This window comes from Halomonas alkalicola (assembly GCF_030704205.1).
GTDB lineage: Bacteria > Pseudomonadota > Gammaproteobacteria > Pseudomonadales > Halomonadaceae > Halomonas > Halomonas alkalicola.
This window is the reverse complement of record NZ_CP131913.1, coordinates 2,160,060-2,184,988: the sequence shown is the minus strand read 5'-3', so window position 1 is coordinate 2,184,988 and position 24,929 is coordinate 2,160,060. Positions and strand designations below refer to the sequence as shown.

General features: G+C 67.8%; 24 protein-coding genes. 15 read left to right on the top strand and 9 right to left on the bottom strand.

Annotation, left to right across the window (positions count from 1 at the left end):
- Positions 1 to 29 precede the first annotated feature (29 nt).
- From ytfE to B6N23_RS10445, 4 genes are all read left to right on the top strand, one after another.
- Complete coding sequence (gene ytfE / locus B6N23_RS10460; protein WP_305498578.1) at positions 30 to 686, top strand: iron-sulfur cluster repair protein YtfE; 657 nt, start codon at positions 30 to 32, stop codon at positions 684 to 686.
- A gap of 196 nt (positions 687 to 882) precedes the next feature.
- The gene (gene ubiU, locus B6N23_RS10455; RefSeq protein ID WP_305498576.1) at positions 883 to 1,878 is read left to right on the top strand and encodes a ubiquinone anaerobic biosynthesis protein UbiU; all 996 of its coding nucleotides are present in this window, start codon (positions 883 to 885) and stop codon (positions 1,876 to 1,878) included.
- Between the two features lie 11 nt (positions 1,879 to 1,889).
- Positions 1,890 to 2,810, top strand: a complete 921-nt coding sequence (locus tag B6N23_RS10450; protein ID WP_305498574.1) for a U32 family peptidase — start codon at positions 1,890 to 1,892, stop codon at positions 2,808 to 2,810.
- On the top strand, positions 2,807 to 3,553 hold the full coding sequence (locus tag B6N23_RS10445) for an anaerobic ribonucleoside-triphosphate reductase activating protein (protein WP_305498572.1): 747 nt from the start codon (positions 2,807 to 2,809) through the stop codon (positions 3,551 to 3,553). Before B6N23_RS10450 ends, B6N23_RS10445 begins: the two co-directional genes overlap by 4 nt.
- Before the next feature lie 116 nt (positions 3,554 to 3,669).
- Here the strand turns inward: B6N23_RS10445 and B6N23_RS10440 are convergent, their stop codons facing one another.
- From B6N23_RS10440 to B6N23_RS10415, 6 genes are all read right to left on the bottom strand, one after another.
- The gene (locus B6N23_RS10440) at positions 3,670 to 4,422 is read right to left on the bottom strand and encodes a ribonucleoside-diphosphate reductase (protein ID WP_302139861.1); all 753 of its coding nucleotides are present in this window, start codon (positions 4,420 to 4,422) and stop codon (positions 3,670 to 3,672) included.
- Positions 4,423 to 4,497: 75 nt separating this feature from the next.
- Positions 4,498 to 6,609, bottom strand: a complete 2,112-nt coding sequence (locus B6N23_RS10435; protein WP_302139862.1) for an adenosylcobalamin-dependent ribonucleoside-diphosphate reductase — start codon at positions 6,607 to 6,609, stop codon at positions 4,498 to 4,500.
- 40 nt (positions 6,610 to 6,649) lie between these two features.
- Entirely contained in the window at positions 6,650 to 7,144 is a 495-nt protein-coding gene (gene ubiT / locus B6N23_RS10430; protein ID WP_119021251.1) for a ubiquinone anaerobic biosynthesis accessory factor UbiT, read from the bottom strand.
- A 275-nt stretch (positions 7,145 to 7,419) separates the two neighbouring features.
- On the bottom strand, positions 7,420 to 8,805 hold the full coding sequence (gene hemN, locus B6N23_RS10425; RefSeq protein WP_305498560.1) for an oxygen-independent coproporphyrinogen III oxidase: 1,386 nt from the start codon (positions 8,803 to 8,805) through the stop codon (positions 7,420 to 7,422).
- A gap of 67 nt (positions 8,806 to 8,872) precedes the next feature.
- The gene (locus B6N23_RS10420) at positions 8,873 to 9,439 is read right to left on the bottom strand and encodes an NnrS family protein (RefSeq protein WP_305498557.1); all 567 of its coding nucleotides are present in this window, start codon (positions 9,437 to 9,439) and stop codon (positions 8,873 to 8,875) included.
- A gap of 2 nt (positions 9,440 to 9,441) precedes the next feature.
- On the bottom strand, positions 9,442 to 10,062 hold the full coding sequence (locus tag B6N23_RS10415) for an NnrS family protein (RefSeq protein ID WP_305498556.1): 621 nt from the start codon (positions 10,060 to 10,062) through the stop codon (positions 9,442 to 9,444).
- Positions 10,063 to 10,139: 77 nt separating this feature from the next.
- Here B6N23_RS10415 and B6N23_RS10410 point away from each other — a divergent pair, with 77 nt between their 5' ends.
- The 11 genes from B6N23_RS10410 (at position 10,140) to B6N23_RS10360 (ending at position 20,659) form a co-directional block, all read left to right on the top strand.
- Complete coding sequence (locus tag B6N23_RS10410; protein WP_305498555.1) at positions 10,140 to 10,553, top strand: YbaN family protein; 414 nt, start codon at positions 10,140 to 10,142, stop codon at positions 10,551 to 10,553.
- Positions 10,554 to 10,610: 57 nt separating this feature from the next.
- The gene (locus tag B6N23_RS10405; RefSeq protein ID WP_305498553.1) at positions 10,611 to 11,090 is read left to right on the top strand and encodes an Rrf2 family transcriptional regulator; all 480 of its coding nucleotides are present in this window, start codon (positions 10,611 to 10,613) and stop codon (positions 11,088 to 11,090) included.
- A 173-nt stretch (positions 11,091 to 11,263) separates the two neighbouring features.
- Positions 11,264 to 11,575 (top strand): c-type cytochrome, encoded by a 312-nt coding sequence (locus tag B6N23_RS10400; protein ID WP_305498551.1) that lies wholly within the window; start codon positions 11,264 to 11,266, stop codon positions 11,573 to 11,575.
- A gap of 284 nt (positions 11,576 to 11,859) precedes the next feature.
- Positions 11,860 to 14,001, top strand: coding sequence for a transcriptional regulator NosR (nosR, locus tag B6N23_RS10395; RefSeq protein ID WP_305498550.1), 2,142 nt, complete (start codon positions 11,860 to 11,862; stop codon positions 13,999 to 14,001).
- A gap of 3 nt (positions 14,002 to 14,004) precedes the next feature.
- Positions 14,005 to 15,900: a TAT-dependent nitrous-oxide reductase gene (gene nosZ / locus B6N23_RS10390; RefSeq protein WP_305498547.1), complete on the top strand. Its 1,896-nt coding sequence runs from the start codon at positions 14,005 to 14,007 to the stop codon at positions 15,898 to 15,900.
- A 57-nt stretch (positions 15,901 to 15,957) separates the two neighbouring features.
- Positions 15,958 to 17,265 carry a nitrous oxide reductase family maturation protein NosD gene (locus tag B6N23_RS10385; protein ID WP_305498545.1) on the top strand — a complete coding sequence of 436 codons (1,308 nt, stop codon included), beginning with the start codon at positions 15,958 to 15,960 and terminating at the stop codon, positions 17,263 to 17,265.
- A complete protein-coding gene (locus tag B6N23_RS10380) occupies positions 17,262 to 18,194 on the top strand; it encodes an ABC transporter ATP-binding protein (protein ID WP_305498543.1) in 933 nt (310 codons plus the stop codon). The genes B6N23_RS10385 and B6N23_RS10380 overlap by 4 nt, the downstream gene beginning before the upstream one ends.
- Positions 18,191 to 19,021, top strand: coding sequence for an ABC transporter permease (locus tag B6N23_RS10375; protein ID WP_305498541.1), 831 nt, complete (start codon positions 18,191 to 18,193; stop codon positions 19,019 to 19,021). Before B6N23_RS10380 ends, B6N23_RS10375 begins: the two co-directional genes overlap by 4 nt.
- 29 nt (positions 19,022 to 19,050) lie before the next feature.
- Positions 19,051 to 19,626, top strand: coding sequence for a nitrous oxide reductase accessory protein NosL (locus tag B6N23_RS10370; RefSeq protein ID WP_305498534.1), 576 nt, complete (start codon positions 19,051 to 19,053; stop codon positions 19,624 to 19,626).
- A 24-nt stretch (positions 19,627 to 19,650) separates the two neighbouring features.
- Positions 19,651 to 20,019, top strand: coding sequence for a c-type cytochrome (locus B6N23_RS10365; protein ID WP_305498532.1), 369 nt, complete (start codon positions 19,651 to 19,653; stop codon positions 20,017 to 20,019).
- Between the two features lie 91 nt (positions 20,020 to 20,110).
- Positions 20,111 to 20,659 carry a hypothetical protein gene (locus B6N23_RS10360; protein WP_305498531.1) on the top strand — a complete coding sequence of 183 codons (549 nt, stop codon included), beginning with the start codon at positions 20,111 to 20,113 and terminating at the stop codon, positions 20,657 to 20,659.
- A 90-nt stretch (positions 20,660 to 20,749) separates the two neighbouring features.
- Here B6N23_RS10360 and B6N23_RS10355 read toward each other — a convergent pair whose 3' ends face one another.
- The 3 genes from B6N23_RS10355 to B6N23_RS10345 all read right to left on the bottom strand — a co-directional run bounded on the left by B6N23_RS10355 (position 20,750) and on the right by B6N23_RS10345 (position 24,769).
- Entirely contained in the window at positions 20,750 to 21,301 is a 552-nt protein-coding gene (locus B6N23_RS10355) for a hypothetical protein (RefSeq protein ID WP_305498530.1), read from the bottom strand.
- Positions 21,302 to 21,315: 14 nt separating this feature from the next.
- The gene (locus tag B6N23_RS10350) at positions 21,316 to 22,983 is read right to left on the bottom strand and encodes a NapC/NirT family cytochrome c (RefSeq protein ID WP_305498528.1); all 1,668 of its coding nucleotides are present in this window, start codon (positions 22,981 to 22,983) and stop codon (positions 21,316 to 21,318) included.
- 166 nt (positions 22,984 to 23,149) lie between these two features.
- Positions 23,150 to 24,769, bottom strand: coding sequence for a cytochrome D1 domain-containing protein (locus B6N23_RS10345; protein WP_305498525.1), 1,620 nt, complete (start codon positions 24,767 to 24,769; stop codon positions 23,150 to 23,152).
- Between the last annotated feature and the right edge of the window lie 160 nt (positions 24,770 to 24,929).

Genomic DNA, 24,929 nt, shown 5'->3' with positions numbered 1-24,929 from the left:
TGTGTTACCCACCCCACGAGGAACTCACCATGAACCTGATCGAACAGAGTGTCGGCCGCACCGCCCTGACCCTGCCCGGCGCCACCCGGGTATTCCGCGACCACAACATCGACTTCTGCTGCGGCGGACGCATCAGCCTGCGCGAGGCCGCCGAGCGCATCGGCCTCGCGCCCGAGGCTCTGGTCGCCGAGCTCGAGGCACTGCCCGCCGGCGCGAGCGACGAGCGCGACTGGCAGTCGGCCAGCAACGACGAGCTGATCGACCATATCCTGACCCGCTACCACGACGTCCACCGCCAGCAGCTGCCCGAGCTTGTGCGCATGGCGCGGCGCGTCGAGCAGGTCCACGGTGAGCGCGACAGCTGCCCCAACGGCCTGGCCGACCTGCTCACCACCATCCATCAGGAGATGGAGAGCCATATGCAGAAGGAGGAGCAGATCCTCTTCCCGATGCTGCGCCGGGGCATGGGCGCCCAGGCCCAGGGGCCCATCGCGGTGATGCGCCACGAGCATGACGACCACGGCGAGAACCTCGAGCAGGTGCTGGCGCTGACCGACAACATCACCCCGCCCAAGGGCGCCTGCACCACCTGGCGCGCCCTCTACACCGGGCTGCGGGAGTTCCGCGACGACCTGATGCAGCACATCCACCTGGAGAACAACCTGCTCTTCGAACGCGCCGGCTGAACGATGCCACGCTGGCCCGCCCGCCACGGCCCCCGATACCGGGGGCCGTTTGCGTTCAGGAACGCCTGGTTTCAGGAAAAAGTGCCGACGCCTGGCGCGCCCGCAGACCCAACCCGGGGTCGCCATGACCCGCGTCAAAAGACCGCCGGGGATAGTCGACTAGCATGGTCGGGATTCCCACCACAGGAGGCTCACCATGGAGCTCGTCTGCCCCGCCGGCAACCTGCCCGCCCTGAAGCGCGCCGTGGATGAAGGGGCCGATGCCGTCTATTTCGGCTTCCAGAACACCACCAACGCCCGCCAGTTCGCCGGCCTCAACTTCACCGACAAGCGCGCCCGGGAGGGCATCGACTACGCCCACGCCCGCGGCAGGAAGGTGTTCTGCGCCATCAACACCTACCCGCAGCCGGACGGCTGGGCGCTGTGGACACGCGCCGTGGACCAGGCCGCGGAGCTTGGCGTCGATGCCCTGATCATGGCCGACATGGGGCTGCTCGACTACGCCGCCCGCCGCCACCCGGACCTCGCCCGCCACCTCTCGGTGCAGGGCTCGGCGACCAGCCATGAGGCCCTGCGCTTCTACCACGACCAGTTCGGCATCAAGCGCGCCGTGCTGCCCCGGGTGCTGTCGATCACCCAGGTGCGCGACCTCGCCAGGCAGAGCCCGGTGGAGCTCGAGGTCTTCGCCTTCGGCAGCCTCTGCATCATGGCCGAGGGGCGCTGCTACCTCTCGTCGTATCTCACCGGCGAATCCCCCAACACCCGCGGGGTCTGCTCGCCGGCCGCCCACGTGCGCTGGGAGGAGACCCCCGAGGGGCTGGAATCGCGCTTGAACGGCGTGCTGATCGACCGCTACGGCGAGGGCGAGAACGCCGGCTACCCGACGCTGTGCAAGGGGCGCTTCGAGGTGGGTGGCGAGACCTACCACGCCATCGAGGAGCCCACCAGCCTCAATACCCTGGAGCTCTTGCCCGAACTCGCGGAGCTCGGCATCAGCGCGGTGAAGATCGAGGGTCGCCAGCGCAGCCCGGCCTATGTGTCGAAGGTGGCCGGCATCTGGCGCCAGGCCCTGGATCGTCTCGAGCGAGCCCCCGGCCGCTTCCACGCCGAGCCCGCCTGGATGACCGGCCTCGGCGAGGTGTCCGAAGGCAGCACCACCACCCTGGGCGCCTACGAGCGCCGCTGGAAATAGGAGAGAGCCCCATGTCCGAGACCCCCAAGCTTCAGCTGTCGCTGGGCCCGGTGCTCTTCTACTGGACCCGCGAGCGCTACGCCGACTTCTACCGCGAGGCCGCCGATTGGCCGGTGGAGATCGTCCACCTGGGCGAGTCGGTCTGCTCGCGGCGCCGGGACATGAAGCTCGACGACTGGCTGGGGCTGGGCCGCGAGCTGGCCCAGAGCGGCAAGCAGGTGGTGCTCGCAAGCCAGACGCTGATCGAGTCAGAGGCCGACCTGCGCGACCTGCGCAAGCTCTGCGACAACGGCGAGTTCCTGGTGGAGGCCAACGACCAGAGTGCCCTGCAGCGCCTCTCCTCGGCCGGCCTGCCCTTCGTCGCCGGTGCGGCGCTCAACCTCTACAACCCGGCCACCCTTTCCGTGCTGGCCAGGGCCGGCATGCAGCGCTGGCAGGCCCCGGTGGAGATGGCGAAGGACGACCTCGCCCGCCTGCTGGCGGACTGTCGCAACGAGGGCCTCGAGGCGCCCTGCGAGGTGTTCGCCTACGGCCACCTGCCGCTGGCCTGGTCGTCGCGCTGCTTCACCGCACGCCGCTACCAGAAGCCCAAGGACCGCTGCCAGTTCGTCTGCCAGAAGCACCCGGAAGGCCTGGCCCTGCGCACCCAGGAGGCCGCCCAGGTCTTCACCCTCAACGGCATCCAGACTCTCTCCGGCGCCTGCCAGGACCTGCGCCACGAGCTTCCCGCCATGGCCGAGATGGGCGTGGGCATCGCCCGCCTGAGCCCCCGCCCCGAGGGCATGGCCGAGGTGGTCACCGCCTTCGACGCGTCGCGCCGCGGCGAGCTCTCTGGCCCCGACCCGCTCGCCCTGGTCGATGCCGAGATCTGCGACGGCTACTGGCACGGCCGCCCCGGCATGGACCATAGCCGAGCAGCGAGCCTGGGATGAGGGCCGCGGCGATCCACCTGGCGCACGACCCGGCGACGATCCGCCTGCCGATCGCCGGGGTCACCGCCCGGGATGACCAGGCCCTGCCGGGTCGGCGGGCCGCGGTGGTCTATCTGCAGGGGTGTCCGCTGGCGTGCGGCTACTGCGAGACGGCGGGCAGCATGGGGCCGGCGCGCCGGGCTGCCCCGGGCGAGTGGCAGGCCATCGAGGCGCTGCTGGCCGCCCGGGCAGGAGAGATCGATGCCGTGGTCTTCAGCGGCGGCGAGCCCACCCTGCACCCCGACCTGCCGGCCGCCGCCGACGCCTGCCGAGCCCTGGGCCTGGCGGTGGGGCTGCACACCGCCGGCCCCTACCCGGAGCGGCTCGAGGCGCTGTTGCCACGGCTCGACTGGGTGGCGCTGGATACCAAGGGGCGCGGCGCCGACTTCGACCGCATCAGCGGCCGGCCCGGCATCTGGCAGCGCCACGCGCGCAGCCTCTCGCTGCTGCTGGAGGGCGACACCCCCTTCGAGTGCCGCACCACGGTGCACTGGCGCGACTTCACCCTGGAGGAGCTCGAGCGACTGGCCATGACCCTGGCCGACTGCGGCGTACGTCGCTACGCTATCCAGCTGGCACGGCGGGAACACTGCCTCGACCCCGGCTACTGTGAGCCGGTGGAAGAGGCCCCGCCCCGGGAGGCCCTGGAAACCCTGATCAGGCGACTGAAGCGCCACTTCGAGCACCTCGAGCTGCGCGGCTGAGCCCCCGCCTGAAACGCCACCGCCCCGGGCCACTCTCGTGACCCGGGGCGGTGCGTGTACTGCGCTGGTCCGTCAGCGCGAGGAGCCGTGGCGCGCTGACGTCAGCCGCACTACTGTTAGCCGCACTTGGACCAGCCGCAGCCGGAGTAGCAGGTGGGGCAGCCGTCCATCATGATCAGCTCGCCGTTGCACTCGGGGCAGTGGCCCACCACGGTGGGGCCGTCGGCCTTGGCGTGGGCGGCCTCCTGGGCCTTGCGCTCGGCCTGCTCGATCTCCTCCGGGGTCGGCGGCTGCCACAGATGGCCGCTGGCCTGGCGCTGGGCGTAGCGGGCCACCAGCTCCTCCACCGGCACCTGGTTGCCGTCCTGGTCGAGGAAGCCGCGGCGGAAGAGGATCTGCTGGATCGACCAGGCGATGGCCGCCACCTCGGAGTCGTGGAACATCGGCTTGCCCCAGCGGTTCATACCGCAGCGCACCAGGCCCTTGTCCCAGGCCACCTTGCGCAGGTCCGCCACCGCCTGGGTGACGTAGCCGCCGCGGGCGGCCAGCGACAGGCTGCGCATGGTGGCGGTGATCCACTGGTGCTCGCTGGAGAGCTGGCCGGAGGGGAAGAAGAACTCCACCGGGCGCTCGATCACCACCCGCTTGCCGCCCAGCACGCCCTCAACGGGCATGAAGGAGACCAGCAGGTAGACCTTCTTGCGCCCCTCGGCGCCGACGTAGGAGATCTTCTCCGACACGGCCTCCAGAGTGCCCTCGGGACGCGAGGGAATGCGCACCGTGAGCGGATTCTCCTCGGGCAGCGGCGGCTCTTCCACCGCCTTCTTGACGCTGTAGGAAACGATCTTGGACGTGATCTCGACGGCCATCAGGAGGCTCCTCCGGAAAGTTGTTGGGTGGCACTGGGCATCCATCGCTCGGGGCTGATCCGGCAAGTGCCGTTATTACCACTTGCCATAGGTGCCTTCCTTCAGCGCATCATAGAGGTTGGCCGCGTTGTGCTCCTCGCCGTCGTAGATGATCTTCTCGTCACCGGCAAGCTCAATGGTCTCGCCGTTCTCCAGCTCGAACACGTAGGTGGTGTTCTTGAGATCGTCCTCGCGCACCAGCACGCCCTGGAAGGCCTCCGGGTTGAAGCGGAAGGTGGTGCAGCCCTTGAGCTTGCTGGCGTAGGCGTCCAGGTAGAGGTCCTTGAACTCCTCGAAGGCGAACTCGGTGGGCACGTTCACCGTCTTGGAGATGGCGGAGTCGACCCAGGCCTGGGCGGCGGCCTGCACCGCCACGTGCTGCTTCGGGCTCACCGCATCGGCGGTGATGAAGTAGTCGGGCAGGTCGCTCTCCACGGCGTCGGCGGCGATGAAGTGGCGGTAGGCCGCCAGCTCGAAGGAGACCACCTCCACCTGCTCCTTGGTCTTCTTGCCCGACTGGATCACGTTGCGGAAGTAGCGGTGCGAGAACGACGGCTCGATGCCGTTGGAGGCGTTGTTGCCCAGCGACAGCGAGATGGTGCCGGTCGGGGCGATGGAGCTGTGGTGGGTGAAGCGCGCGCCGTGCTCGGCGAGCTGGGCGACCAGCTCCGGCTCCACCTCGGCGACCTTCTGCATGTAGCGGCTGTAGCGGGCGTGCAGGATGCGGCCCGGCACCTTGTCGCCGACCTCGTAGCCGTCCTTCTTGAGCTCGGGACGCTCGCGCATCATCTTCGGGGTGATCTCGTAGTCCTCGGCCAGCGCCGGGGCCATGCCCTTCTCCCGGGAGAGCTCGAGCGCCTGCTTCCAGCCCTCCACGGCCAGGTTGCGGCTCACCTCCTCGGTGAAGGCCAGCGACTCCGGCGAGCCGTAGGGGATCTTGAGCATGGTCAGGGTGGAGCCCAGGCCCAAGAAGCCCATGCCGTGGCGGCGCTTGGCCTCGATCTCGCGGCGCTGGCCGGGAAGCGGCAGGCCGCTGATCTCCACCACGTTGTCGAGCATGCGGGTGAAGATCGCCACCACCTGGCGGTAGCGCTCCCAGTCGAAGCGCGGCTTCTTGCCGAAGGGGTCGATGACGAAGCGGGTCAGGTTGACCGAGCCCAGCAGGCAGGCGCCCTCCGGGGGCAGCGGCTGCTCGCCGCAGGGGTTGGTGGCGCGGATCTCCTCGCAGAACCAGTTGTTGTTCATCCGGTTGACCTGGTCGATCAGGATGAAGCCCGGCTCGGCGAAGTCGTAGGTGGAACGCATGATGGTGTCCCACAGCTCGCGCGCCTTGATCACCTCGACGATGCGGCAGGCCACGCGGCCCTCGGCGTCGACGGTGTAGCCCTCCTCGATCACCGGCCAGTCGCGGTAGAGCAGCTCGCTCTCGTCGACGTCGTCCTTCTCGCCGGCGTGCAGCGGGAAGGCCAGCGGCCAGTCGGTGTCGTTCTTCACCGCTTCCATGAACTCGTCGGTGATCAGCAGGCTCAGGTTGAACTGGCGCAGGCGGCCCGCCTCGCGCTTGGCCTCGATGAACTGGCGCACGTCGGGGTGGCCGACGTCGAAGGTGCCCATCTGGGCGCCGCGGCGCCCGCCGGCGGAGGCCACCGTGAAGCACATCTTGTCGTAGATATCCATGAACGCCAGGGGGCCGTTGGTGCCGGCCCCGGCACCGAACACGAAGGCGCCCTTGTGGCGCAGGGTGGAGAAGTCGTAGCCGATGCCGCAGCCCGCCTTGAGGGTCATGCCGGCATCCACCACGGAGTCGAGGATGTCGTGCATGGAGTCGCGGATGGTGCGGGACACCGTGCAGTTGATCAGGCTCACCGCCGGCTTGTAGGCCTCGGCGCCGGCGTTGGACATGATCCGCCCGGCCGGGATGGCACCGTTCTCCAGCGCCCAGCGGAACTTCGGCAGCCACTCGTCGGCACGTTCACCCTCCACCGCGGCCAGGGCCCGGGCCACCCGCTCCCAGGTGGCACCCACGTCCTTGTCCACGGGCTTGCCGTGGCGATCCTTGAGGCGGTACTTGGAGTCCCAGATGTCGCGGGACGGCCCCTGCAGGGGGACCTCGCTGGATGACTTCACGGCCTTGGTGGAAGTGCTCATGCGGATGGCTCCGGAAGAAAGTCGGTTTATCGGAAAAGGGTCAGGTCGTGCGTCTCGCCAGCCGCTCCAGGCGGACCAGCAGTTCACCGAAGGGCCCCTGGGCCAGCCCCTCCTCGCGACCGTCGAGGAGGTTCTTGACCATCAGGCCGAGCTCGGTGTCGCCCTCGATCAGCAGCCGGCGCTGGAAGAACAGGGCGTCGGGGTCCTCGCGGCGGGTGGCCAGGCAGAGGAACTCGCGCCAGCCGCCGCGGATGGAGGCCTCGCCGGGCTCGGTACAGACCCTGAGACGCTCGTTCTCGAGGGTCAGGGTCAGCGCCACGCCGAGATCCTCGATGGCCAGGGTGATGCGGCGCCCCTCCAGGGCGTCGAACTCCCCCTCGGCCAGGGGCTCGGCGAAGGTGCGGTTGAGCAGCGGTTCCACCAGGCGGCGCTTGACGCCGACCGGCACGCGCGGATCGACGGCGCGAATCAGGCGGGCGGGTGCGGGAAGGCGCGGCAGGGCCTGTAACGGTAAAGGCAACAACGGCAGGGACATGACAGCTCTCCTGAGGATAACCACGCGGCCGAGGCCGCCGAACCGCTCATCCTAGGCCGCTGCTCCCCGGGCTGCACTGACATGCATCATGTCGCCGGACAGCCCTCGATCACCCGCGGCCCGCCTACCATATATAGACCATATCGCCTCGGCAAGCCCCATATCTGGTGCAGGCGAGGCGACATCATGACCCATTTTCATTTGACAGCGGAAGAGCCGCGGCGTGGCGCGGCCAGGGGCGGGAGACGGCGCGCCGGCCGGCTGCGCCGACTCGCTCAGACGGTGCGCGAGTAGCGGTTCTCTTCGGGCTTGAGATAGGCGTCGAAGGCCATGGCGGCATTGCGCATCATCAGCCGTCCGGCGGGCAGCACCTCGATCTCACCCTCACGGATCGCCAGCAGGCCGTCGTCGGCCATCTCCTGCAGCTGCGCCAGGGCGTCGGCGAAGTAGCCGCGGAAGACGATGCCGTGGGCGGCCTCGATGGTGGCGAAGTCGATGCGGTTGTGGCACATCAGGGCGTTGATCACGTCGCGGCGCAGGCGGTCATCGGCGTTGAGGCGGTAGCCGCGGAACACCGGCAGGCGCCCTTCCTCCAGGCGATGCTGATACTGGGCGGTCTCCTTGACGTTCTGGCTGTAGGTGTCGCCCACCTTGCCGATGGAGGTGATGCCCAGGGCGATCATGTCGCAGTCGGCGTGGGTGGAGTAGCCCTGGAAGTTGCGCTGCAGGGTGCCGTTCTCGCGGGCCAGGGTAAGCTCGTCGTCGGGCAGGGCGAAGTGGTCCATGCCGATATAGACGTAGCCGGCGGCGGTGAGGCGGCGGATGGTCAGCTCGAGCAGCTCCAGCTTGCGCTCCGGCGGCGGCATGTCCTCGGGGCGGATCAGCCGCTGGGCCTTGAACAGCTGGGGCAGGTGGGCATAGCTGTAGCTGGCGATGCGGTCCGGCTGCAGGGCGATGATCTTGGTCAGGGTGGCATCGAAGCTGGCCACGGTCTGGCGCGGCAGGCCGTAGATCAGGTCGACGCTCACCGACTGGAAGCCGGCGTCGCGGGCCGCCTGGACCAGTTCCACCACCTGCTCCTCGCTCTGCAGACGGTTCACCGCCTCCTGGACGTCACGATCGAAGTCCTGCACCCCGAAGCTCAGCCGGTTGAAGCCCAGGTCGTGGAGCTCGTGGATCTGCTCGGGCGTCACGGTGCGCGGGTCCACCTCCAGGGAGAACTCGCGCTCGGCGGGCGGGGCGAAGTGGAAGGCCTCGTCCAGCGCCGCCATCAGCTCGCCGAGCTGGGCGTTGCTCAGGTAGGTGGGCGTGCCCCCGCCCAGATGCAGCTGGGTCATGCGCCGCGACTCGTCGAACAGCGCGCCCTGCACGCGGATCTCCTGCTTGAGCCACTCGAGGTACTCGGCGGCCCGCTCGGTGTTGTGGGTGATGATCTTGTTGCAGGCGCAGTAGTAGCAGAGGCTCTTGCAGAACGGGATATGCACGTAGACCGACAGCGACTTGGGCGTCTCGGCCCGGTTGCTGCGTTCGGCCGCGGCGCGATAGTCGTCCTCGGCGAAGGCCGCATGGAACTGGGGTGCCGTGGGGTAGGAGGTATAGCGCGGGCCCGGACGGTCGTACTTCTCCACCAGGGGGCGATCGAACAGCAGGTCGTCTTGCATCGTGAAACAGCCTCTTTAAACCGGGTGGCGGCACCGCGGCGCCGCCGTATGGGGCAGAGTATGCCATTCAGGGTCCGGCGCGTCGGTACCCTTCTCGAGGTAGCTGACCTGGATCAAGCCTGCGGCGCACCGTGCGGCGGCACCAGTGGAGCAGCCGCCAGGCGGCGAGCCCCCAGGCCAGGCTCCAGGCGAGGGCAGAGCCCCACAGCAGCAGCAGCCACCCCTCCCCGGCATCCAGCGCCAGCAGGCGCAGCAGCGCGGCCAGGGAGAAAAGCAGCGCCAGGGGCAGCAGCAGCGTCTCCGCCTCGGGGCGCGCCTTGGCGCGCAGGATCGCCTGGCGCAGCATGATGCCGGAGGCCAGGGTGCCGAGCGCCCCGATGGTGAAGGCGTGCAGGGTGGCGCTGGCGTGGGGCTGCTGCCACCAGGCTCGGGCCAGCAGCAGCAGCAGCAGACCCACTCCCAGCCAGGCGTAGCCCACCATGAGCCCCAGCAGGTCGGGTCGCCCGCGGCAGGCCCAGGGCCGCCAGCGCCATAGCCGCCACAGCACCAGCAGCCCGGCCGCCAGCACCAGCCCCGCGGCCAGTGGCCTCAGCGGCGGCCACAGCATCAGCAGCGGCGTCACCCCGAGCAGCACGATCAGCGCCGCCTCGAGGCGCGGCGCGACCCCCCCGCCCCGGCCTGGCGCCGGTTCGCCATCAGGTGGCCGTTCACCGCCGGCGCCAGCACCCGCCCGCCCATGAACACCATCAGCAGCACCAGCCACAGCACCCCCTGATGCATCACCAGCACCGTGGTCGGCATGGCGCCCAGGTGGCGCCAGACCAGGGTGACCAGGGCCAGCAGGCAGAGCAGGCCCAGCAGCGGCGAGAGCACCCGGTTGCGCCACTTCTTGGCGGCGATGAAGCGCGGCACCAGGTGCCAGGCGACGAACAGCACGAAGCCGGCATCGGCCAGGATCACCGGCAGCGCGCCCGGCCAGACCAGGCCGCCCAGGCGAGCCAGCAGCCACAGCCCGACCAGCAACCGCAGCCGGCGCGGCGGCAGCGGCCCGAGCAGGTAGCCGGCGATCACCGCCAGGACGAAGCCGAACAGCAGCTCGCGACCATGTGCCGCAGGGGAGGCCAGCAGCGGCACCTCCTGCAGGTGATAGAGTGACAGCAGGGAAAGCGGCACCAGCAGGGCCGCGTGCAGGGCCGCCAGCGGGAAGAGCCAGCGCCAGGCCGGAACGGTGGAAGCGGTTCTCCCGGGGCGATTCACGGAAGGCTTTGCGTCACTCTTTAACATGCATGTAAAATACTATTTATCGAGCATCGCCGCCACGGGGGAGGTTCTGCATGACACACCCGGTCTCGCGTATCGCCTGGAGCGGGCTGGCCTATGGCTGCATCGGCCTGGGCACCGCCGGCCTGGTAGTGCCGCTGCTGCCCACCACGCCCTTCCTGCTGGTGGCGGCCTGGGCCGCCCCCAAGGGCTCCCCGCGGCTGGCCCGATGGCTGCACGCGCATCCGCGCCTGGGCCCCACCCTGCACGCCTGGCGGGAGCAGCGCGCGGTGCCGCGCCGGGCCAAGCGGCTGGCGCTGGTGCTGCTGCTGATGAGCTGGCTGGTGCTGTGGGTCGGCGGTGCGGCGCCCGCCGTGCTGGCACTGACCGGGCTGCTGTTCACCGGCGTGGCGACCTTCCTGCTGACACGACCCGATGCCACAGGCGCAGGCTCTCTCACGGCGATGAGAGAAAAAGTGATAGAATAGAAGCATATTACATAATTAAGTTTGACTAATATCAAGCCGATAGGTGCCAACACTCGTATGCATCTGACCCGCTTTACCGACTACTCCCTGCGCGTGCTCATCTACCTGGCGGTGAAGGGGGAGGAGCGCTCCACCATCCACGAGATCGCCGGGCGCTTCGAGGTCTCCCGCAATCATCTGATGAAGGTGGTGCAGGACCTGAGCCACAAGGGTTATATCACCGCCATTCGCGGCAAGAACGGCGGCCTGCTGCTCAAGAAGGCCCCCGAGGAGATCCGCCTGGGCAGGCTGGTGCGCGATACTGAGAACGACCTGCAGTTGGTGGAGTGCTTCGGTGAGAAGAACGAGTGCAAGATCACCCCGGCCTGCCGGCTCAAGCCGATCCTCGCCGAGGCGCTACGGGCCTTTCTCGCCGTCCTCGACAAGTACACCCTGGCCGACATGCTGGGTCCCCAGCAGCCGCAGCTGGTCGAGCTGCTGAAAATCGAGCCGCTGACCGGCAGCAAGGCCGGCAGCACCCCGCCGCTGGCCTCCTGACGGCCGCCCGGCTTGCGCTGCCGGGCGGCGTCGGCGATGCTTCAAAGTGCGTTCTGCCATGACATGGGTCATGGCTACCCATGGGGCCCTGCGCCATCATGGGCCCAGACATCGGAGGCGTCGGCGCCATCCGATTTTTTCACCGCCTTAAGATGCATTCTGGAGACATGTTCATGAAGCGACTGGCTACCCTCACCCTGACCGGCGTCGCCGCCCTGGCCCTCTCGGCCGCCGTCCAGGCCGAGCCCGACGGCGAGGCGATCTACAACCAGGCCTGCATGGCCTGCCACATGACCGGAGCCGCCGGCGCGCCCATCAAGGGCAACGAGGGGCACTGGGCGGAGCGCCTCGAGAAAGGCATGGACGAACTCTACGCCAACTCAATCAACGGTATCGGCGCCATGCCACCCAAGGGTGGTCACGCCAACCTGAGCGACGAGGAAGTGAAGGCTGCCGTCGACTTCATGCTCGAGCCGGTGCTCTAACTCTCTTCGCGACTCGCGACCAGCGGTGGCCTGCCCACCATCCAGCGGGGCGCTAGCGCCCCGCTGCGCCCTCCTCCTTCAGCGCATCGCGCGCCTCCAAGACACGTAACCCTTTGGGATTACTCCCTCCGGCTTGACCTGGGCCACACCGGGCATGACCCAAGTCAATTAAAACCAAGCGGTCAACTGGCATGATGGGCAACAACACATAAGCAACATTTCAAATGCATGTTCTTGGCAACTCCCTTCCCTGGCCTCGAACACGCACTTGATAAGGAAGGCCCATGTCCATCCGGCACCGCCCGTTCCTCTCCCTGGCCCTCGCCTGTGTCTTCGGCTTGTCGATGCTGCTCGGCGCGTCCGCGCAGGCCTTCGAGCTGTCCCAGGTGAAGGCGGGTTTCCCCCGCGCCACGCGACTGGCGGAAGTGGAGGGCGAGCATGCCGCCAAGGCGGTCTACGCCGGCGACACCCTGCTAGGGTATGCCTTCGAAACCGATAACATCGCACCGATACCGGCCTACTCCGGCAAACCGATCAGTATGCTGGTGGGTATCGACACGCAGGCCCGCATCACTCAGGCCACCATTCTCGGGCACGAAGAGCCGATCATGCTGGTGGGCATCCCAGAGCAGCGCCTCATCGACTACGCCGATGCCCACGTTCCCCATCACGTCAGCGAGCGCCTGCGCGTCGGTGAAAACCTGGACGCCATCTCGGGCGCCACCGTCACCGTGATCGTGCTCACCGAGACGATCATGCGTTCCGCCCGGCGGGTGGCCGCCGAGCAGGGCCTGATCGACGACCCCCTGGCCACTCCGCCGGCCAGGGTACGCCAGGAGGTGTTCGAGCCAGCCAACTGGGAGACCCTGGTCGGTGACGGCACCATTCGCCGGCTTCACCTGACCCATGGCCAGGTCAACGAGGCCTTCGCCGGTACGCCCGCCGAGGCGTACGCCAGCAGTGCGGCGGCCGACAGCACCTTCATCGATCTCTACCTGACCTACCTGAACGCCCCGACGGCCGGCCGCAACCTGCTCGGCGACGTGGTCTATGACCAGCTCATGGAGCGCCTCGACGAGGGTGAGCACGCCATCGGGGTGATGGCCCGCGGCGACTACTCCTTCAAGGGCTCGGGCTATGTGCGCGGCGGCATCTTCGATCGCATCGAGGCGGCCCAGGGCAATACCGCCATCACCTTCCACGACAGCGACCACCGCCGCATCGTGCGGCTCGGCATCGAGGGTGCCCCGGCGCTGACCGAGCGCGATATCTTCATCATTCGCGAGGAGGCCCAGTTCGATCCCGGCGAGCCCTGGGAGCTGGGCCTGCTGGTACGCCGGGCGACCGGCGCCCTGGATACCGAGTTCGTTCGCTTCAACGCTCACTACAGCATTCCCGAAGCCTATGTCGAACGCTTCGAGGCGCCCGTGGAAGAGGCGCTGTGGGTGCAGGTGTGGCGCGACCGCACCTTCCAGATCGCGATCCTCGGGGTAGGCCTGACCGTGCTGACTGCCGTGATGCTGTTCCAAGACGTGCTGGTGCGCTACCCAAGGGTGTTCAACCCGCTGCGGGTCGGCTTCCTGGTCTACACCGTGGTATTCATCGGCTGGTACTCACTCGCCCAGCTCTCGGTGGTCAACATCCTGACCTTCGTTCACTCGCTGATGGACGGCTTCAGCTGGGAGTCGTTCCTCATCGACCCGATGATGTTCATCCTCTGGTCGTTCGTGGCGGTGACGCTGCTGATGTGGGGCCGCGGTGTGTTCTGCGGCTGGCTGTGTCCGTTCGGCGCCATGCAGGAGCTGATCAACAAGGCCGCGCGCAAGCTCAGGGTGCCTCAGTTCGAAGTGCCCTTCGCCCTGCATGAGCGGCTGTGGGCGATCAAATACATCATTCTGCTGGCGCTGTTCGCGGTCTCGCTGCACTCGCTGGGCCAGGCCGAACGCTACGCCGAGGTGGAGCCGTTCAAGACCGCCGTGACCATGCGCTTCCAGCGCGAGTGGGCCTTCCTGGCCTATGCCCTTGGCCTGCTCGCCATCTCGGCCTTCACCCACAAGGCCTACTGCCGCTACATCTGCCCGCTGGGTGCGGGACTTGCGATTCCCGCCCGCCTGCGCCTGTTCGACTGGCTCAAGCGCCACCGCGGCAGCTGCGGCACCCCCTGTCAGATCTGCGCCAACGAGTGCGAAGTGGCCGCCATCCATCCCGACGGCCGCATCAACGCCAACGAGTGTCACTACTGCCTGGACTGCCAGGTGACTTACCACGACGACCGGCGCTGTCCGCCGATGGTCAAGCGCCGCAAACGCTTCGAGAAGGCCGCTCGCGCCTCCTCCAAGGGCGGTGCCGTTGAATCCTTCCCGGCCGATGCTGCGCAGGGCAGCCAGGCCAAACTGCAGCGCATTCCCACTCTTCAGGAGGAGTGAACCATGAGCGACAAGAACGACCACATCAAGGACCTCAGCCGCCGAAACTTCCTGCGCAACAGCGCAGTGACCGGTGTGGCCGGGGCCAGCCTGGCGAGCGGTTTCGGCGCTGGCGCCCTGGTACGCAGTCGTCCCGCCGAGGCGGCGACCAACAACGAACACCACGTGGAGCCGGGTGAGCTGGACGAATACTACGGCTTCTGGAGCGGCGGTCACTCCGGTGAGGTGCGCATCCTCGGCGTGCCCTCCATGCGCGAACTGCTGCGCATCCCGGTATTCAACGTCGACAGCGCCACCGGCTGGGGCATCACCAACGAGTCCAAGCGCGTGCTGGGGCCCAACGCCCCGCTCAACGGCGACACCCACCACCCCAAGGTGAGCTACACCGACGCCCGCTACGACGGCCGCTGGTGCTTCATCAACGACAAGCTGAACACTCGGGTAGCGCGTATCCGTCTGGACATTATGCGTGCCGACAAGATCGTCACCATCCCCAACGTACAGGCCATTCACGGCCTGACCCTGCAGCGCGTGCCGAGTACCGAGCGGGTCTTCGCGGCAGGCGAGATGATCGTGCCGCTGAACAACAACGGCGAGCACCTGGACGATCCGTCCGAATACTGGACCATGATGACGTGTATCGACGCCGAGACCATGGAGTTCAAGTGGCAGGCGATCGTCGACGGTAACCTGGACAACTGCGAAACCGACTACACCGGCCGCTTCGTCGCCGCCTCCTCCTACAACTCGGCGCGCGGCATGACCCTGCCGGAAATGATGGGCCCGGAGCGCGACTGGACGGTGTTCTTCGACGTTCCTGCCATTGAAGCAGCGGTTGCCGCCGGCAACTACACCACCATCGGCGACTCCCAGGTACCCGTGGTCGACGCTCGCGAGCAGGCACACAGCGGCCGCAACCCTTTCGCCCTCTACGTACCGACCCCGCGCAGCCCCCACGGCGTCAACACCATGCCTCCGGAAGGCAAGTACTGCGTCGTCAGCGGCAAGCTGTCGCCCACCTGTACCGTATTCGAGTGGTCCCGCGTGGCCGAGTGGTTCGACGGCGGTCTGTCCGACCCGCGCGACACTGTGGTGGCAGAGCCGGAAGTGGGCCTGGGGCCGCTGCACACCACCTACGACGACCGCGGCAACGCCTATACCGGGCTGTTCCTCGACAGCCAGGTGGTGAAGTGGAACGTGGAGGATGCCATTCGCGCCTACAACGGCGAGGAGGTGAACTGCATCCGCGACCGCATCGACGTGCACTACAACATCGGCCATATCAAGGCCTCGCTGGCCTGTAGCCGTGATGTCGACGGCAAGTATCTCACCGCGCTGTGCAAGTTCTCCAAGGACCGCTTCCTGCCGGTGGGCCCGATGCACGCCGAGAACGATCAGCTGATCGACATCTCTGGCGAACAGATGAAACTGGTGCACGACGGCCCGACCTACGCCGAACCCCACGATGCGCTGATGATTCGTGCCGATCAGCTCAACCCGTCCCAGGTCTACACCCGCGACGATCCCTACTTCGCCGAGACCGTGGCCATGGCCCACGCCGATGGCGTCACGCTGGAGACGGACAACAAGGTCATCCGCGACGGCAACAAGGTGCGCGTCTACATGACCTCCGTGGCGCCGAGCTTCGGCACCACCGAGTTCCGCGTGAAGCAGGGCGACGAAGTCACCATCGTGGTCACCAACATGGACACCATCGAGGACGTCAGCCACGGCTTCGCCCTGGTCAACCACGGCATCAACTTCGAGATCCATCCGCAGCAGACCTCGTCGGTGACCTTCGTGGCCGACAAGCCTGGGGTCCACTGGTACTACTGCAGCTGGTTCTGCCACGCCCTGCACATGGAGATGTCAGGTCGCATGCTCGTAGAACCCGCGTGACGTGGTAACCCGGCCGGCCCTGCGGGGCCGGCCACTGTCCTACTCGAGGTGACCGTGGTGCGACACTTTCTTCTTTCTCTACTGGGTGGCTGCGGCCTGCTGCTGACGGCGACCTTCGCCTTCGGCGAGCTGCGCATCGCGCCCGGCGACGGTCCTCTCCAGCTTCATATCGATGCCGCCGCTCCCGGCAGCGAGCTGATCCTCGCCGAAGGGCTGTACAGCGGCAGCATCCTGATCGACAAGCCGCTGACCCTGCGCGGTGACTCCGGCGCCATTCTCGACGGCGAGGGCAGCGGCGACGTGATTCGCGTGACCTCCCCGGACGTGCGCATCGAGGGCCTGACCCTGCGCAACTCTGGCTTCAACCTGACCGATATGAACGCCGGCATTCATGCCGAGCGCGAGGCCCACCGCATCCACGTCGAGGACAACGTGCTGGAGAACGTGGCCTTCGGCCTCTGGCTGTGGCACCTGGAAGCGCCCAGCGTGATCGGCAATCGTATCGCCGGTAACACCAGTGTCCGTTCGCAGGACCGCGGAGATGCCATCCGCCTGTACAACATCAGCGGCGGCACCATTGCCGACAACGACGTGCGCGACTCACGCGACGCCATCTACGTCGATACCAGCCGCGACCTGACCTTTCGCAACAACCGCCTGCGCGACTCGCGCTTCGGCATCCATTACATGTTCACCCACGGCGGCAAGATCGTGGGTAACCATACCAGCGGCACCCGGGCCGGCTACGCGCTGATGATGTCCCGCGATCTGGAAGTGGTGAACAACCGCTCCGAGCGCGACATGAACTACGGCATCCTGATGAACTACGTCAACTACAGCACCATCGCCGGCAACGACATTCGCGGCATTACCGCCTGGCACGGGCCCGGCGGCAGCGAGCACGGCGTGACCCTGGGCGCCGAAGGCAAGGCGCTGTTCATCTACAACTCCCAGCACAACGAGATTCGCGGCAACCGCCTGGCCGATAGCGAGATGGGCATCCACCTGACAGCAGGCTCGGAGAACAACCGGCTCTACGCCAACGCCTTCATCAACAACCGCCAGCAGGTGATGTACGTGGCCACCCGCCATCAGGAGTGGTCCCGCGACGGCCGCGGCAACTACTGGAGCGACTACCTGGGCTGGGACCTGGACGGCGACGGGATCGGCGATACCCCCTACGAGCCCAACGACGCCGTGGACCGCCTGCTGTGGCGCCACCCCGAGGCGCGCCTGCTGCTGCACAGCCCCGCCGTGGTCGCGCTACGCTGGGTACAGCGCCAGTTCCCGATCTTCCGTGCCCAGGGCGTGCAGGACAGCGCCCCGTTGATGCACGCCCCCGACCTTGGAGAAGCCCAATCATGAATCCGGTAATCGAATGTCGCGGGCTGACCAAGCGCCACGGCGAGCTCACCCGCCTCGACGCCCTCGACCTCACCGTCAAGGAGGGCGAGGTACTCGCCCTGCTCGGCCACAACGGCGCCGGCAAGACCACCACCATGAAGCTGATCCTGGGGCTGATTTCGCCCAGCGAGGGCACCCTGTCGGTGCTGGGTGGCGCCCCGGACGGCCCCCACGCGGAGACCCTGCGCCGGCGCCTGGGCTACCTGCCGGAGAACGTCAGCTTCTACGAACAGCTCACCGGCCGCGAGGTGCTGGCCTACTTCGCCCGCCTCAAGCGCATCGAGTCCCGCCAGGTGGGCGAGCTGCTCGAGCGGGTCGGCCTCGCCGAGGCGGCCGACCGGCGGGTCAAGACCTACTCCAAGGGCATGCGCCAGCGCCTCGGCCTGGCCCAGGCCCTGCTCGGCGAGCCGCAGCTGCTGCTGCTCGACGAGCCCACCACCGGGCTCGACCCCGCGGCCACCCGCGACTTCTACGAGACGGTGCGGGAGCTGCGCGAGCGTGGCTGCACGGTGCTGCTCTCTTCCCATGTGCTGCCCGGCGTGGAGCCCTATATCGACCGCGCCCTGATCCTCGGCGGTGGCCGGCGCCTGGCGCTGGGCAGCCTCGACGAGCTGCGGCGGGAAGCGGCACTGCCGCTGACGGTGCGCGCCCGCGGCAGCTGGCCCGGCACCGACTGGTCGCATGGCTGGGAAGCGGACCGCGTGACACCCCGCCACCTCAACGGCCATGCCCTCGAGCTCCAGGTCCACCCCGACGCCAAGATGGCGGTGCTCCGGCGCCTGGCCGACGCCCCGGGGGTCGAGGACATCGAGCTGCTGCCGCCGACCCTCGAGCACCTCTATGCGCATTTCTCCGCCCCACCCCCCCATGCCACCGGAGGCCCCCGATGAACGCGACCCTGACCGTGGCCCACAAGGAGTTCCGCGACGGCCTGCGCAATCGCTGGGTACTGGCCATCGCCCTGATCCTGGCCGCCCTCGCGGTGGGCATCGCCTGGTTCGGCGCCGCTGCCAGCGGCGGCATGGGCTTCACCTCGCTGGCCACCACGGTGGTCAGCCTGTCGACGCTGGCGGTATTCCTGATTCCGCTGATCGCGCTGCTGCTGGCGTACGACGCCGTGGTCGGCGAGCAGGAGTCGGGTACGCTACTGCTGCTGCTCACTTATCCGCTGAGCCGCACTTCCCTGCTGCTCGGCAAGTTTCTCGGCCACGGACTGATTCTGGGCGCCGCCACCGCGCTGGGCTTCGGTATTGCCGGCGTGGTGATCGCCTTCGGCGCCGATGGCGTGACGCTCGGCGACCTGGTGGCAAGCCTCGGCCTGTTGATCGTCAGCAGTATTCTGCTGGGCTGGGTGTTCATCGCCTTCGCCTACCTGATCAGCGTGTGGGTCACCGAAAAGGCGCGCGCCGCCGGACTGGCGCTGGCGCTGGGCGTGTGGTTTCTGTTCGTGCTGGTGTTCGATCTGGGGCTGCTGGCGCTGCTGGTGAGCGTGCAGAGCGGCGGCGACTGGCTGCCGTGGCTGCTGCTGCTCAACCCCACCGACGGCTTCCGCCTGATCAACATGGTGGGCTTCGAGTCGGCCCAGGCCTACACCGGCGTCACCGCCATTGCCCAGAACAGCGCCTTCCATGCCGGCTGGCTGATGCTGGTGCTGGTTGGCTGGATCGTCGCCCCGCTGGGGCTGGCCATATTGCGCTTCCGTCACCATTCGGCCTGACCCATCTCCCCCTTACCGGAACCCTTGCCATGAAACCTGCTAGCCTCGCCGGATACACCCTGCCCCTGGCCCTGTCGCTGCTGCTGACCGCCTGCGGCGGCAGCGGCGATACCGAGCTGGCGGCTCCCCAGCCCATCACCGATGGCGACAGCTGCCACGTCTGCGGCATGCTGATCCAGGAGCTGCCGGGCCCCAAGGGACAGGCCTACCTGAATCGCGATGCGTCCGCCCGCAAGTTCTGCTCCACCACCGACCTCTTCGCCTTCCTGCTGCAGCCCGAGAACGAGACCCGCCTGAGCCATGCCTGGGTGCATGACGTGGGCGTGACACCCTGGACCACCCCGTCGGATGATGCCTTTATCCTGGCAAGCGAAGCCTACTATGTGGTGGAACACGAGCGCCGCGGCGCCATGGGCCACACCCTGGCGCCCTTCGCCGAGGCCCGCCTGGCCGAGGCCTTCCAGGAGACCTACGGCGGTCGCATCCTCACCTTCGAGGAGATCGACCTGGAGCTGCTGACCGAGCTGGGCCGCCGCGACGCCGTGATGCAGCCCGGCGGCCACCATGGCGAGACTGGGGCCGGAGGCCACATGCACGGGCACTGACCCCCTCCACAGGAGGATCCCTCCATGTCTGCGACCCCCGCCCCCCATCGCGTCGCCGTCATGTTCCTTGCCCTGACCGCCATCGCCCTCGCCGGCCACCCGGCGATCCTCCTGGCCGGAGGCAAGCCCGCCGACCCGGAGGCCGCCGCGGCGGATGGCGCTGCCAGCCGCGGCGCCGAACTGGCAGCGCTTTGCACCAGCTGCCACGGCCGCGATGGCCGCAGCAACATCTCCCGCTTTCCCAGCATCGCCGGCCTCGAGCCCGAGGTATTCACGGCCCGCATGCAGGCGCTCAAGGCCGGCGAGCGCGGCCACCTGCTGAAGCGCATGACCCGTGACCTGAGCGAACAGGATATCGCCGACCTGGCCGCCCACTTCGCCGAACGGAAGTGACGCGACCTCGGGCCCCGCGGCAGGGCGGATGTCGGTCGGCAGGCAATGGACGGGGTGCTACCATCGGCAGCTGGTCCCCAGGAGTGCGTCCATGCCCAAGCTGCCCCTTCTCGCCCCCCCCACCCTGCTGGTCACCGGCCTCATGGCCCAGGGCGCCGCGGCCGCCATCTATAACACCGCCGATGCCGAGGCCCACCGCCACTGGCAATCGCTGATCCTGACGCTGGGCGAGGAGCGCCACTATCGCGCCCTGGAGGTCGGCAGCTACAGCGACTCCCTGTTCAGCGTCAACCTCACCCCCGGGGCCTGCGACAGGCCCTGGCTTGAGCTGCGCGTGGACCTGGGCGAGCGTCAGCCGGAGAGCCGGGTGGTCAACCGCGTGCCCGCCGACCTGCGGGTGGACCACGAGACGATCCACGGCGGCGAGGCGGAGTTCATCACCGAGCGCGGCGACAGCGGCTTCTACGTGCAGTTTCTGCTCGAGGAGCAGCCACTGCTGCTGGAGGAGATGCGGCGCGGCGAGACCCTGCGGCTGCGCCTGATGCGCGCCGAGGACGATCCCTGGTTCATGGTGTTCTCCCTGGAGGGTGCCGCCGAGGCCATGGCCCGCGCTGAGCGACTGTGCCGAGTCGACGACTGACGCGAGGATGCCCAGCCCGCGACCCGCGGCTTCTCATGCAAAGGGCCGCGCCGAAGGGCGGCCCAGGGTGCAACAGGATGGTGGGGGCAACTACTGGCGACCGGAGAGCCGCCGATTGTCCAGATACTCCACGGTCAGGTACTCCTCGAAGGTCCACAGCCGCACGAAACGGTCGCGCTGCTGCTCGTCGCCGCCCCAGGCGGAGAAGCCCAGCGGGGTAGCCGGCATGCCCTCGGCAAGCTGCTCCAGCCACCACTCGGCCATCTCCTCCCCCCATGGCTGGCCGTACTCGGCCGTCAGCCGCTCCTTGACCGCGGGGTGATCGTCCACCTCGGGATGGAAGGCCACCACCAGCGCCAGCTGCTCACTGCCCGCGGGGAAGACATAGCGCAGGTCGGTCTCCACCGCAGGGTCGCCGCCCAGGCGGCCATCGATCAGCAGGTCGCCGTCGGCGGTCTGCTCCTCGGTGACGTCGGTCACGCCATCCGCGGCCAGGCGCTCGCGCACCTCGTCGGGGGACATGCCGAACTCGGCGCTGCCGTAGCCGGTGATGGTCGGGGCGGCCAGGGCCGCCCCGGTGACCAGCAGCAGGGCCGGCGCCAGGGCGCCGATCCAGCCGCGGAACTGCCTCGCTTGACTCATGCCACCTCCTTCTCTCAGCGCTCGATGCGCGTGGCGTTGATCTCGACCAGCTCCTCGTCCACCTCGTCGGCGCCGAACATCAGGCCGTGCTGCCAGGAGACGTGGTGGAAGCGGGAGGAGGCATGGTCATCGTGAAGCGCGAAGTTGATGTTGTACTTGCCGTCCAGGGAGAGCGGCTTGTCGCCCTGCTGACCGGTGCGCAGGGCGCGGGTCATGTAGGCAGTCCAGACACCGTCCTCCTTGCTGGCGCTGAACACCACCGCCTCGCTCTCGTTGAAGTGGCGCTGCTCGAGGATATAGCCGGACTCGGTGCGCTCGCTGCCGCTCTTGAAGCGCGCCATGTCCAGGTAGACCCCGCCTGCGAACAGCTCGTCGATCTCCTCGCTCTCCTTGAGCTTGTCCCAGCCGCCGCGGGCGGCGCCGCGACGGCCGCGCACCTCGATCTCGGTCCGGCTCTCGGAGAGGTACTTGGTCACGCCGTCCATCAGCGCCAGGCGCTCGGCCAGTTCGCTCTGCTCCAGGGCCTCCTGGTCGGGGGCGTCCGGCATGTAGGTGGAGTCGTGGTGGCAGCTCGCCCAGCAGCCGCCGCGGTCGGCCATGTCGACGCGGTCATCGGCGAAGCTGACAGTCAGCTTGATCTCGTTCTCCGGGTCCATCATGCCGCCATCGACGAAGGGCAGCGGCGCATGCTCGGCGTCTTCCCACTGGAAGCGCATGTAGAGGTAGTCGTCATCGAAGGCGGTCTGCACGGTCATCGGGATATGGCCGCGCTTGTCGCCCAGGTCATAGGTCTCGATCTTCTCGGCGCTGGTGGCCAGGGCACCGATCTGCGCCTCCTCGCCGGCGTGGCACCAGATGCAGCGGTCGCCGAAGCTGAAGGCGCGCCCGCCGCCGTGGGAGCTGCCGTCCTGGATCCACTCGATGGAGGTCTGGCCCGGCATGAAGAGGGTCACGTCCAGCGCCGGCACCTCGTCCCAGGCCAGACCGGAGGCGATATCGCCCTCGGCGGCCACGGCGTCGCCCAGCTCCTCGGCCTCCAGCGGCATCGCCGGCTCGCCGCGCTCGGCCAGGTCGGTCTCCGGCTCGTCGTGCTCGAAGCGGGCGGCCCACACCTCGGACTCGTCCCAGGCCTCGGGCAGCTCGTGGGCGATGCCCTGGTGGCACTCGATGCAGGTCTGGCCCTGCTCGAAGGCACGGGCGTGCTCACGGGCGGCGCGGGCCGGCTGCTGCTCCAGGTCCATGGCGGACCAGTCGTGGCAGTTGCGGCATTCGCGGGAGTCGGTGCGCAGCATGGAGCGCCAGACGTTCTCGGCCAGATGCAGCCGCTTGTCCTCGAACTTCTCCTTGGTGTTGATGGTCCCCAGCATCCAGTGCCACACCTCGCGGCTGGCCTCGATCTTGCGGATCATCTTGGGCCCCCAGGCGTCGGGCACGTGGCAGTCGGAGCAGGTGGCCCCCACGCCCGACTTGTTGTGGTAGTGGGGGCGGTCCTTGTACTCGTCGTAGACCCAGCTCATCTCGTGGCAGGCGGAGCTGCAGAACTTCATGTTGTTGGTGGCTTCCATCACCGTGTTGAAGCCACCCCAGAAGAGGATACCGGCGACGAAGAAGACCGCCACGGCCCCCAGCGACGCCCCCATGATCGTTAACTTGCGCCAGTTGCGCAGTCGCTCCCTCAGCATGTCAGTCTCCCGAAAATGTCATGACAGCAGATGCCTGCTCTCGAGATGCCTTGCTTTCGTTATGGTGTCCGGCCCCTTGCCCAGCCACTCCGGCGTCCTGCGTCCGGGAAGGCGAGAATGGCTGGAAAAGGAGCCGGAGCGCCCGAGGGCGCTCCGGCGGGGCGGCCTAGCCGCGCTCGTACTTCTTGAGACGGTTGTAGACGTTGAACTTGCCGGTCGGCGTGTTCAGGTTCTCGACCCGGGCCTTCTCTTCCAGGGTCTTGTCGTCGTAGATCACGATGGCGCCGTCATCCTGGTGGCCGCGGCCGCGGGCCCAGATGGAGACCCACACCTCGGTACCGGACTGGTCGTACTCCATGTGCACCGCCACGGCGTCATGCTCGGCGGGACGGTCGGCGACGTGGATCGGAGTCAGCTCGCGGGTCTCCTTGTCCATGACCATGACCCACTGGTTGACGTCGGCCTCCGGGTGCATCGCCTGATCGATCCAGACGTGCGGGGAGTTCGGGTGGCTGCGCACGAACAGGCCGGGGCCGTCGGTCTCGACGGTGCCGCAGATCTCCCAGGCATGATCCGGATGCCCTTCGGGATCGGTGCCCCAGAAGGTCATCAGGCCCTGACCCAGGTGGGTGGTGCCGGCCACCGGGCCGCACTCGGGATCGATCCAGTTGGCGCCCGGACCCGGGTGCGGGATCTGCCCGGTGTTGAGCAGGCTGACGAGCTTGCGCTCCACGGTGTCGATGAAGGCCATCTTGTTGCTGAAGTTGGCCGCGATCATGAAGTAGCGGCCGGTGGAGTCGAAGAAGCCGTCGTGGAGGTACTCGGCGGAGGCAATGTGGTCGATGCGCAGGTTGTCGATGTCGCTGTAGTCGACCTGCCAGACCTGTCCGGTCTCCTTGACGTTGACCAGGAAGGTAGGCGCATGGGGCGTGTCATAGAGCGCCGCCACGCGGGCCTCGTGGACGTAGTTGCCCTCGGTGTCGTAGCCCCGGGTGGAGACCACCTTCAGCGGCTCCATGGTGTGGGCGTCGGCGATCACGAAGTGGGGGGGGCAGTAGCCGCCGCCGATGACGTACTTGTCGGCCCACTCGCCATAGTGGGAGACGGCCACGTCGCGGGCGTCGATGCCGATGAACACCTCGGCGGTCACCTGGGGCGGATCCATCCACAGGTCGATCTTGGAGAGGCGACCGTCGCGGCCCTGGACGTACCAGAAGCGTCCGTCGGAGCTCGACTTGGCGACGTGCACGGCGTATCCGGTCTCGGCCTCGGTGACCAGCTCCTTGGTGTCGCCGTCGATGATGCCCATGGCGCCGCGGTCACGCAGGATGGTGACCATGAAGTTTTCCCAGTTGCGATCATGCTGGGGCGAATCCGGCCACTCCTCCTCGGGGACCACGATGGTCCAGGTCTCGCGGATATCGGCCAGGGACATCTCCGGCGGCTCTTCCGGGGTCTGCTGGATGTACTTGGAGATCAGGGTGATCTCCTCCTCATCCAGAATGCCGTCGAAGTTGTTCATCCCGCCTTCGGTGCCGAAGGTGATGATGCTCTCCAGACGGCGCTGGCCCATCTCGATGGTGCTCTCGGGCAAGAGCCCGGGACCGGTGGCGCCAGCGCGCAGGGTGCCGTGACAGCCGGCACAGCGCTGGAAGTAGATGTTGCCGGCGCGGTCCAACTCCTCTGCGGTCATCTCCGGTGCCGCCGCCTGCGCGCCGCCCGCCATCATGGCGGCCAGCGGGAAGCTGAGGGCGAAGATCCCCTTGCTCAGTGCTTTCTTGTGCATAACGTGCCTCGCTCTGTTTCCCCGTGGGGTAGGGTCTGGAGAGAGCCTCGCGTGGCCCGGGTCGGCGATTCGACAACCCGGGGAGACACCCTCCACCTGCCAATAAGTAGTAGCAGCTTTACTTCTTTACTCACTTGACAGTGGTCAAGTGGCAAACCGG

Bases quoted from the DNA above. Each gene is read 5' to 3' on its own strand.
- B6N23_RS10440 (WP_302139861.1), bottom strand. From the start codon at position 4,422: ATGGCCGTCGAGATCACGTCCAAGATCGTTTCCTACAGCGTCAAGAAG.
- B6N23_RS10450 (WP_305498574.1), top strand. From the start codon at position 1,890: ATGTCCGAGACCCCCAAGCTTCAGCTGTCGCTGGGCCCGGTGCTCTTC.
- B6N23_RS10360 (WP_305498531.1), top strand. From the start codon at position 20,111: ATGCCCAAGCTGCCCCTTCTCGCCCCCCCCACCCTGCTGGTCACCGGC.
- B6N23_RS10345 (WP_305498525.1), bottom strand. From the start codon at position 24,769: ATGCACAAGAAAGCACTGAGCAAGGGGATCTTCGCCCTCAGCTTCCCG.
- ubiT (WP_119021251.1), bottom strand. From the start codon at position 7,144: ATGTCCCTGCCGTTGTTGCCTTTACCGTTACAGGCCCTGCCGCGCCTT.
- B6N23_RS10435 (WP_302139862.1), bottom strand. From the start codon at position 6,609: ATGAGCACTTCCACCAAGGCCGTGAAGTCATCCAGCGAGGTCCCCCTG.
- B6N23_RS10375 (WP_305498541.1), top strand. From the start codon at position 18,191: ATGAACGCGACCCTGACCGTGGCCCACAAGGAGTTCCGCGACGGCCTG.
- B6N23_RS10380 (WP_305498543.1), top strand. From the start codon at position 17,262: ATGAATCCGGTAATCGAATGTCGCGGGCTGACCAAGCGCCACGGCGAG.
- ubiU (WP_305498576.1), top strand. From the start codon at position 883: ATGGAGCTCGTCTGCCCCGCCGGCAACCTGCCCGCCCTGAAGCGCGCC.
- B6N23_RS10400 (WP_305498551.1), top strand. From the start codon at position 11,264: ATGAAGCGACTGGCTACCCTCACCCTGACCGGCGTCGCCGCCCTGGCC.
- nosR (WP_305498550.1), top strand. From the start codon at position 11,860: ATGTCCATCCGGCACCGCCCGTTCCTCTCCCTGGCCCTCGCCTGTGTC.
- B6N23_RS10365 (WP_305498532.1), top strand. From the start codon at position 19,651: ATGTCTGCGACCCCCGCCCCCCATCGCGTCGCCGTCATGTTCCTTGCC.
- B6N23_RS10350 (WP_305498528.1), bottom strand. From the start codon at position 22,983: ATGCTGAGGGAGCGACTGCGCAACTGGCGCAAGTTAACGATCATGGGG.
- B6N23_RS10370 (WP_305498534.1), top strand. From the start codon at position 19,051: ATGAAACCTGCTAGCCTCGCCGGATACACCCTGCCCCTGGCCCTGTCG.
- ytfE (WP_305498578.1), top strand. From the start codon at position 30: ATGAACCTGATCGAACAGAGTGTCGGCCGCACCGCCCTGACCCTGCCC.
- B6N23_RS10405 (WP_305498553.1), top strand. From the start codon at position 10,611: ATGCATCTGACCCGCTTTACCGACTACTCCCTGCGCGTGCTCATCTAC.
- B6N23_RS10445 (WP_305498572.1), top strand. From the start codon at position 2,807: ATGAGGGCCGCGGCGATCCACCTGGCGCACGACCCGGCGACGATCCGC.
- B6N23_RS10410 (WP_305498555.1), top strand. From the start codon at position 10,140: ATGACACACCCGGTCTCGCGTATCGCCTGGAGCGGGCTGGCCTATGGC.
- nosZ (WP_305498547.1), top strand. From the start codon at position 14,005: ATGAGCGACAAGAACGACCACATCAAGGACCTCAGCCGCCGAAACTTC.
- hemN (WP_305498560.1), bottom strand. From the start codon at position 8,805: ATGCAAGACGACCTGCTGTTCGATCGCCCCCTGGTGGAGAAGTACGAC.
- B6N23_RS10355 (WP_305498530.1), bottom strand. From the start codon at position 21,301: ATGAGTCAAGCGAGGCAGTTCCGCGGCTGGATCGGCGCCCTGGCGCCG.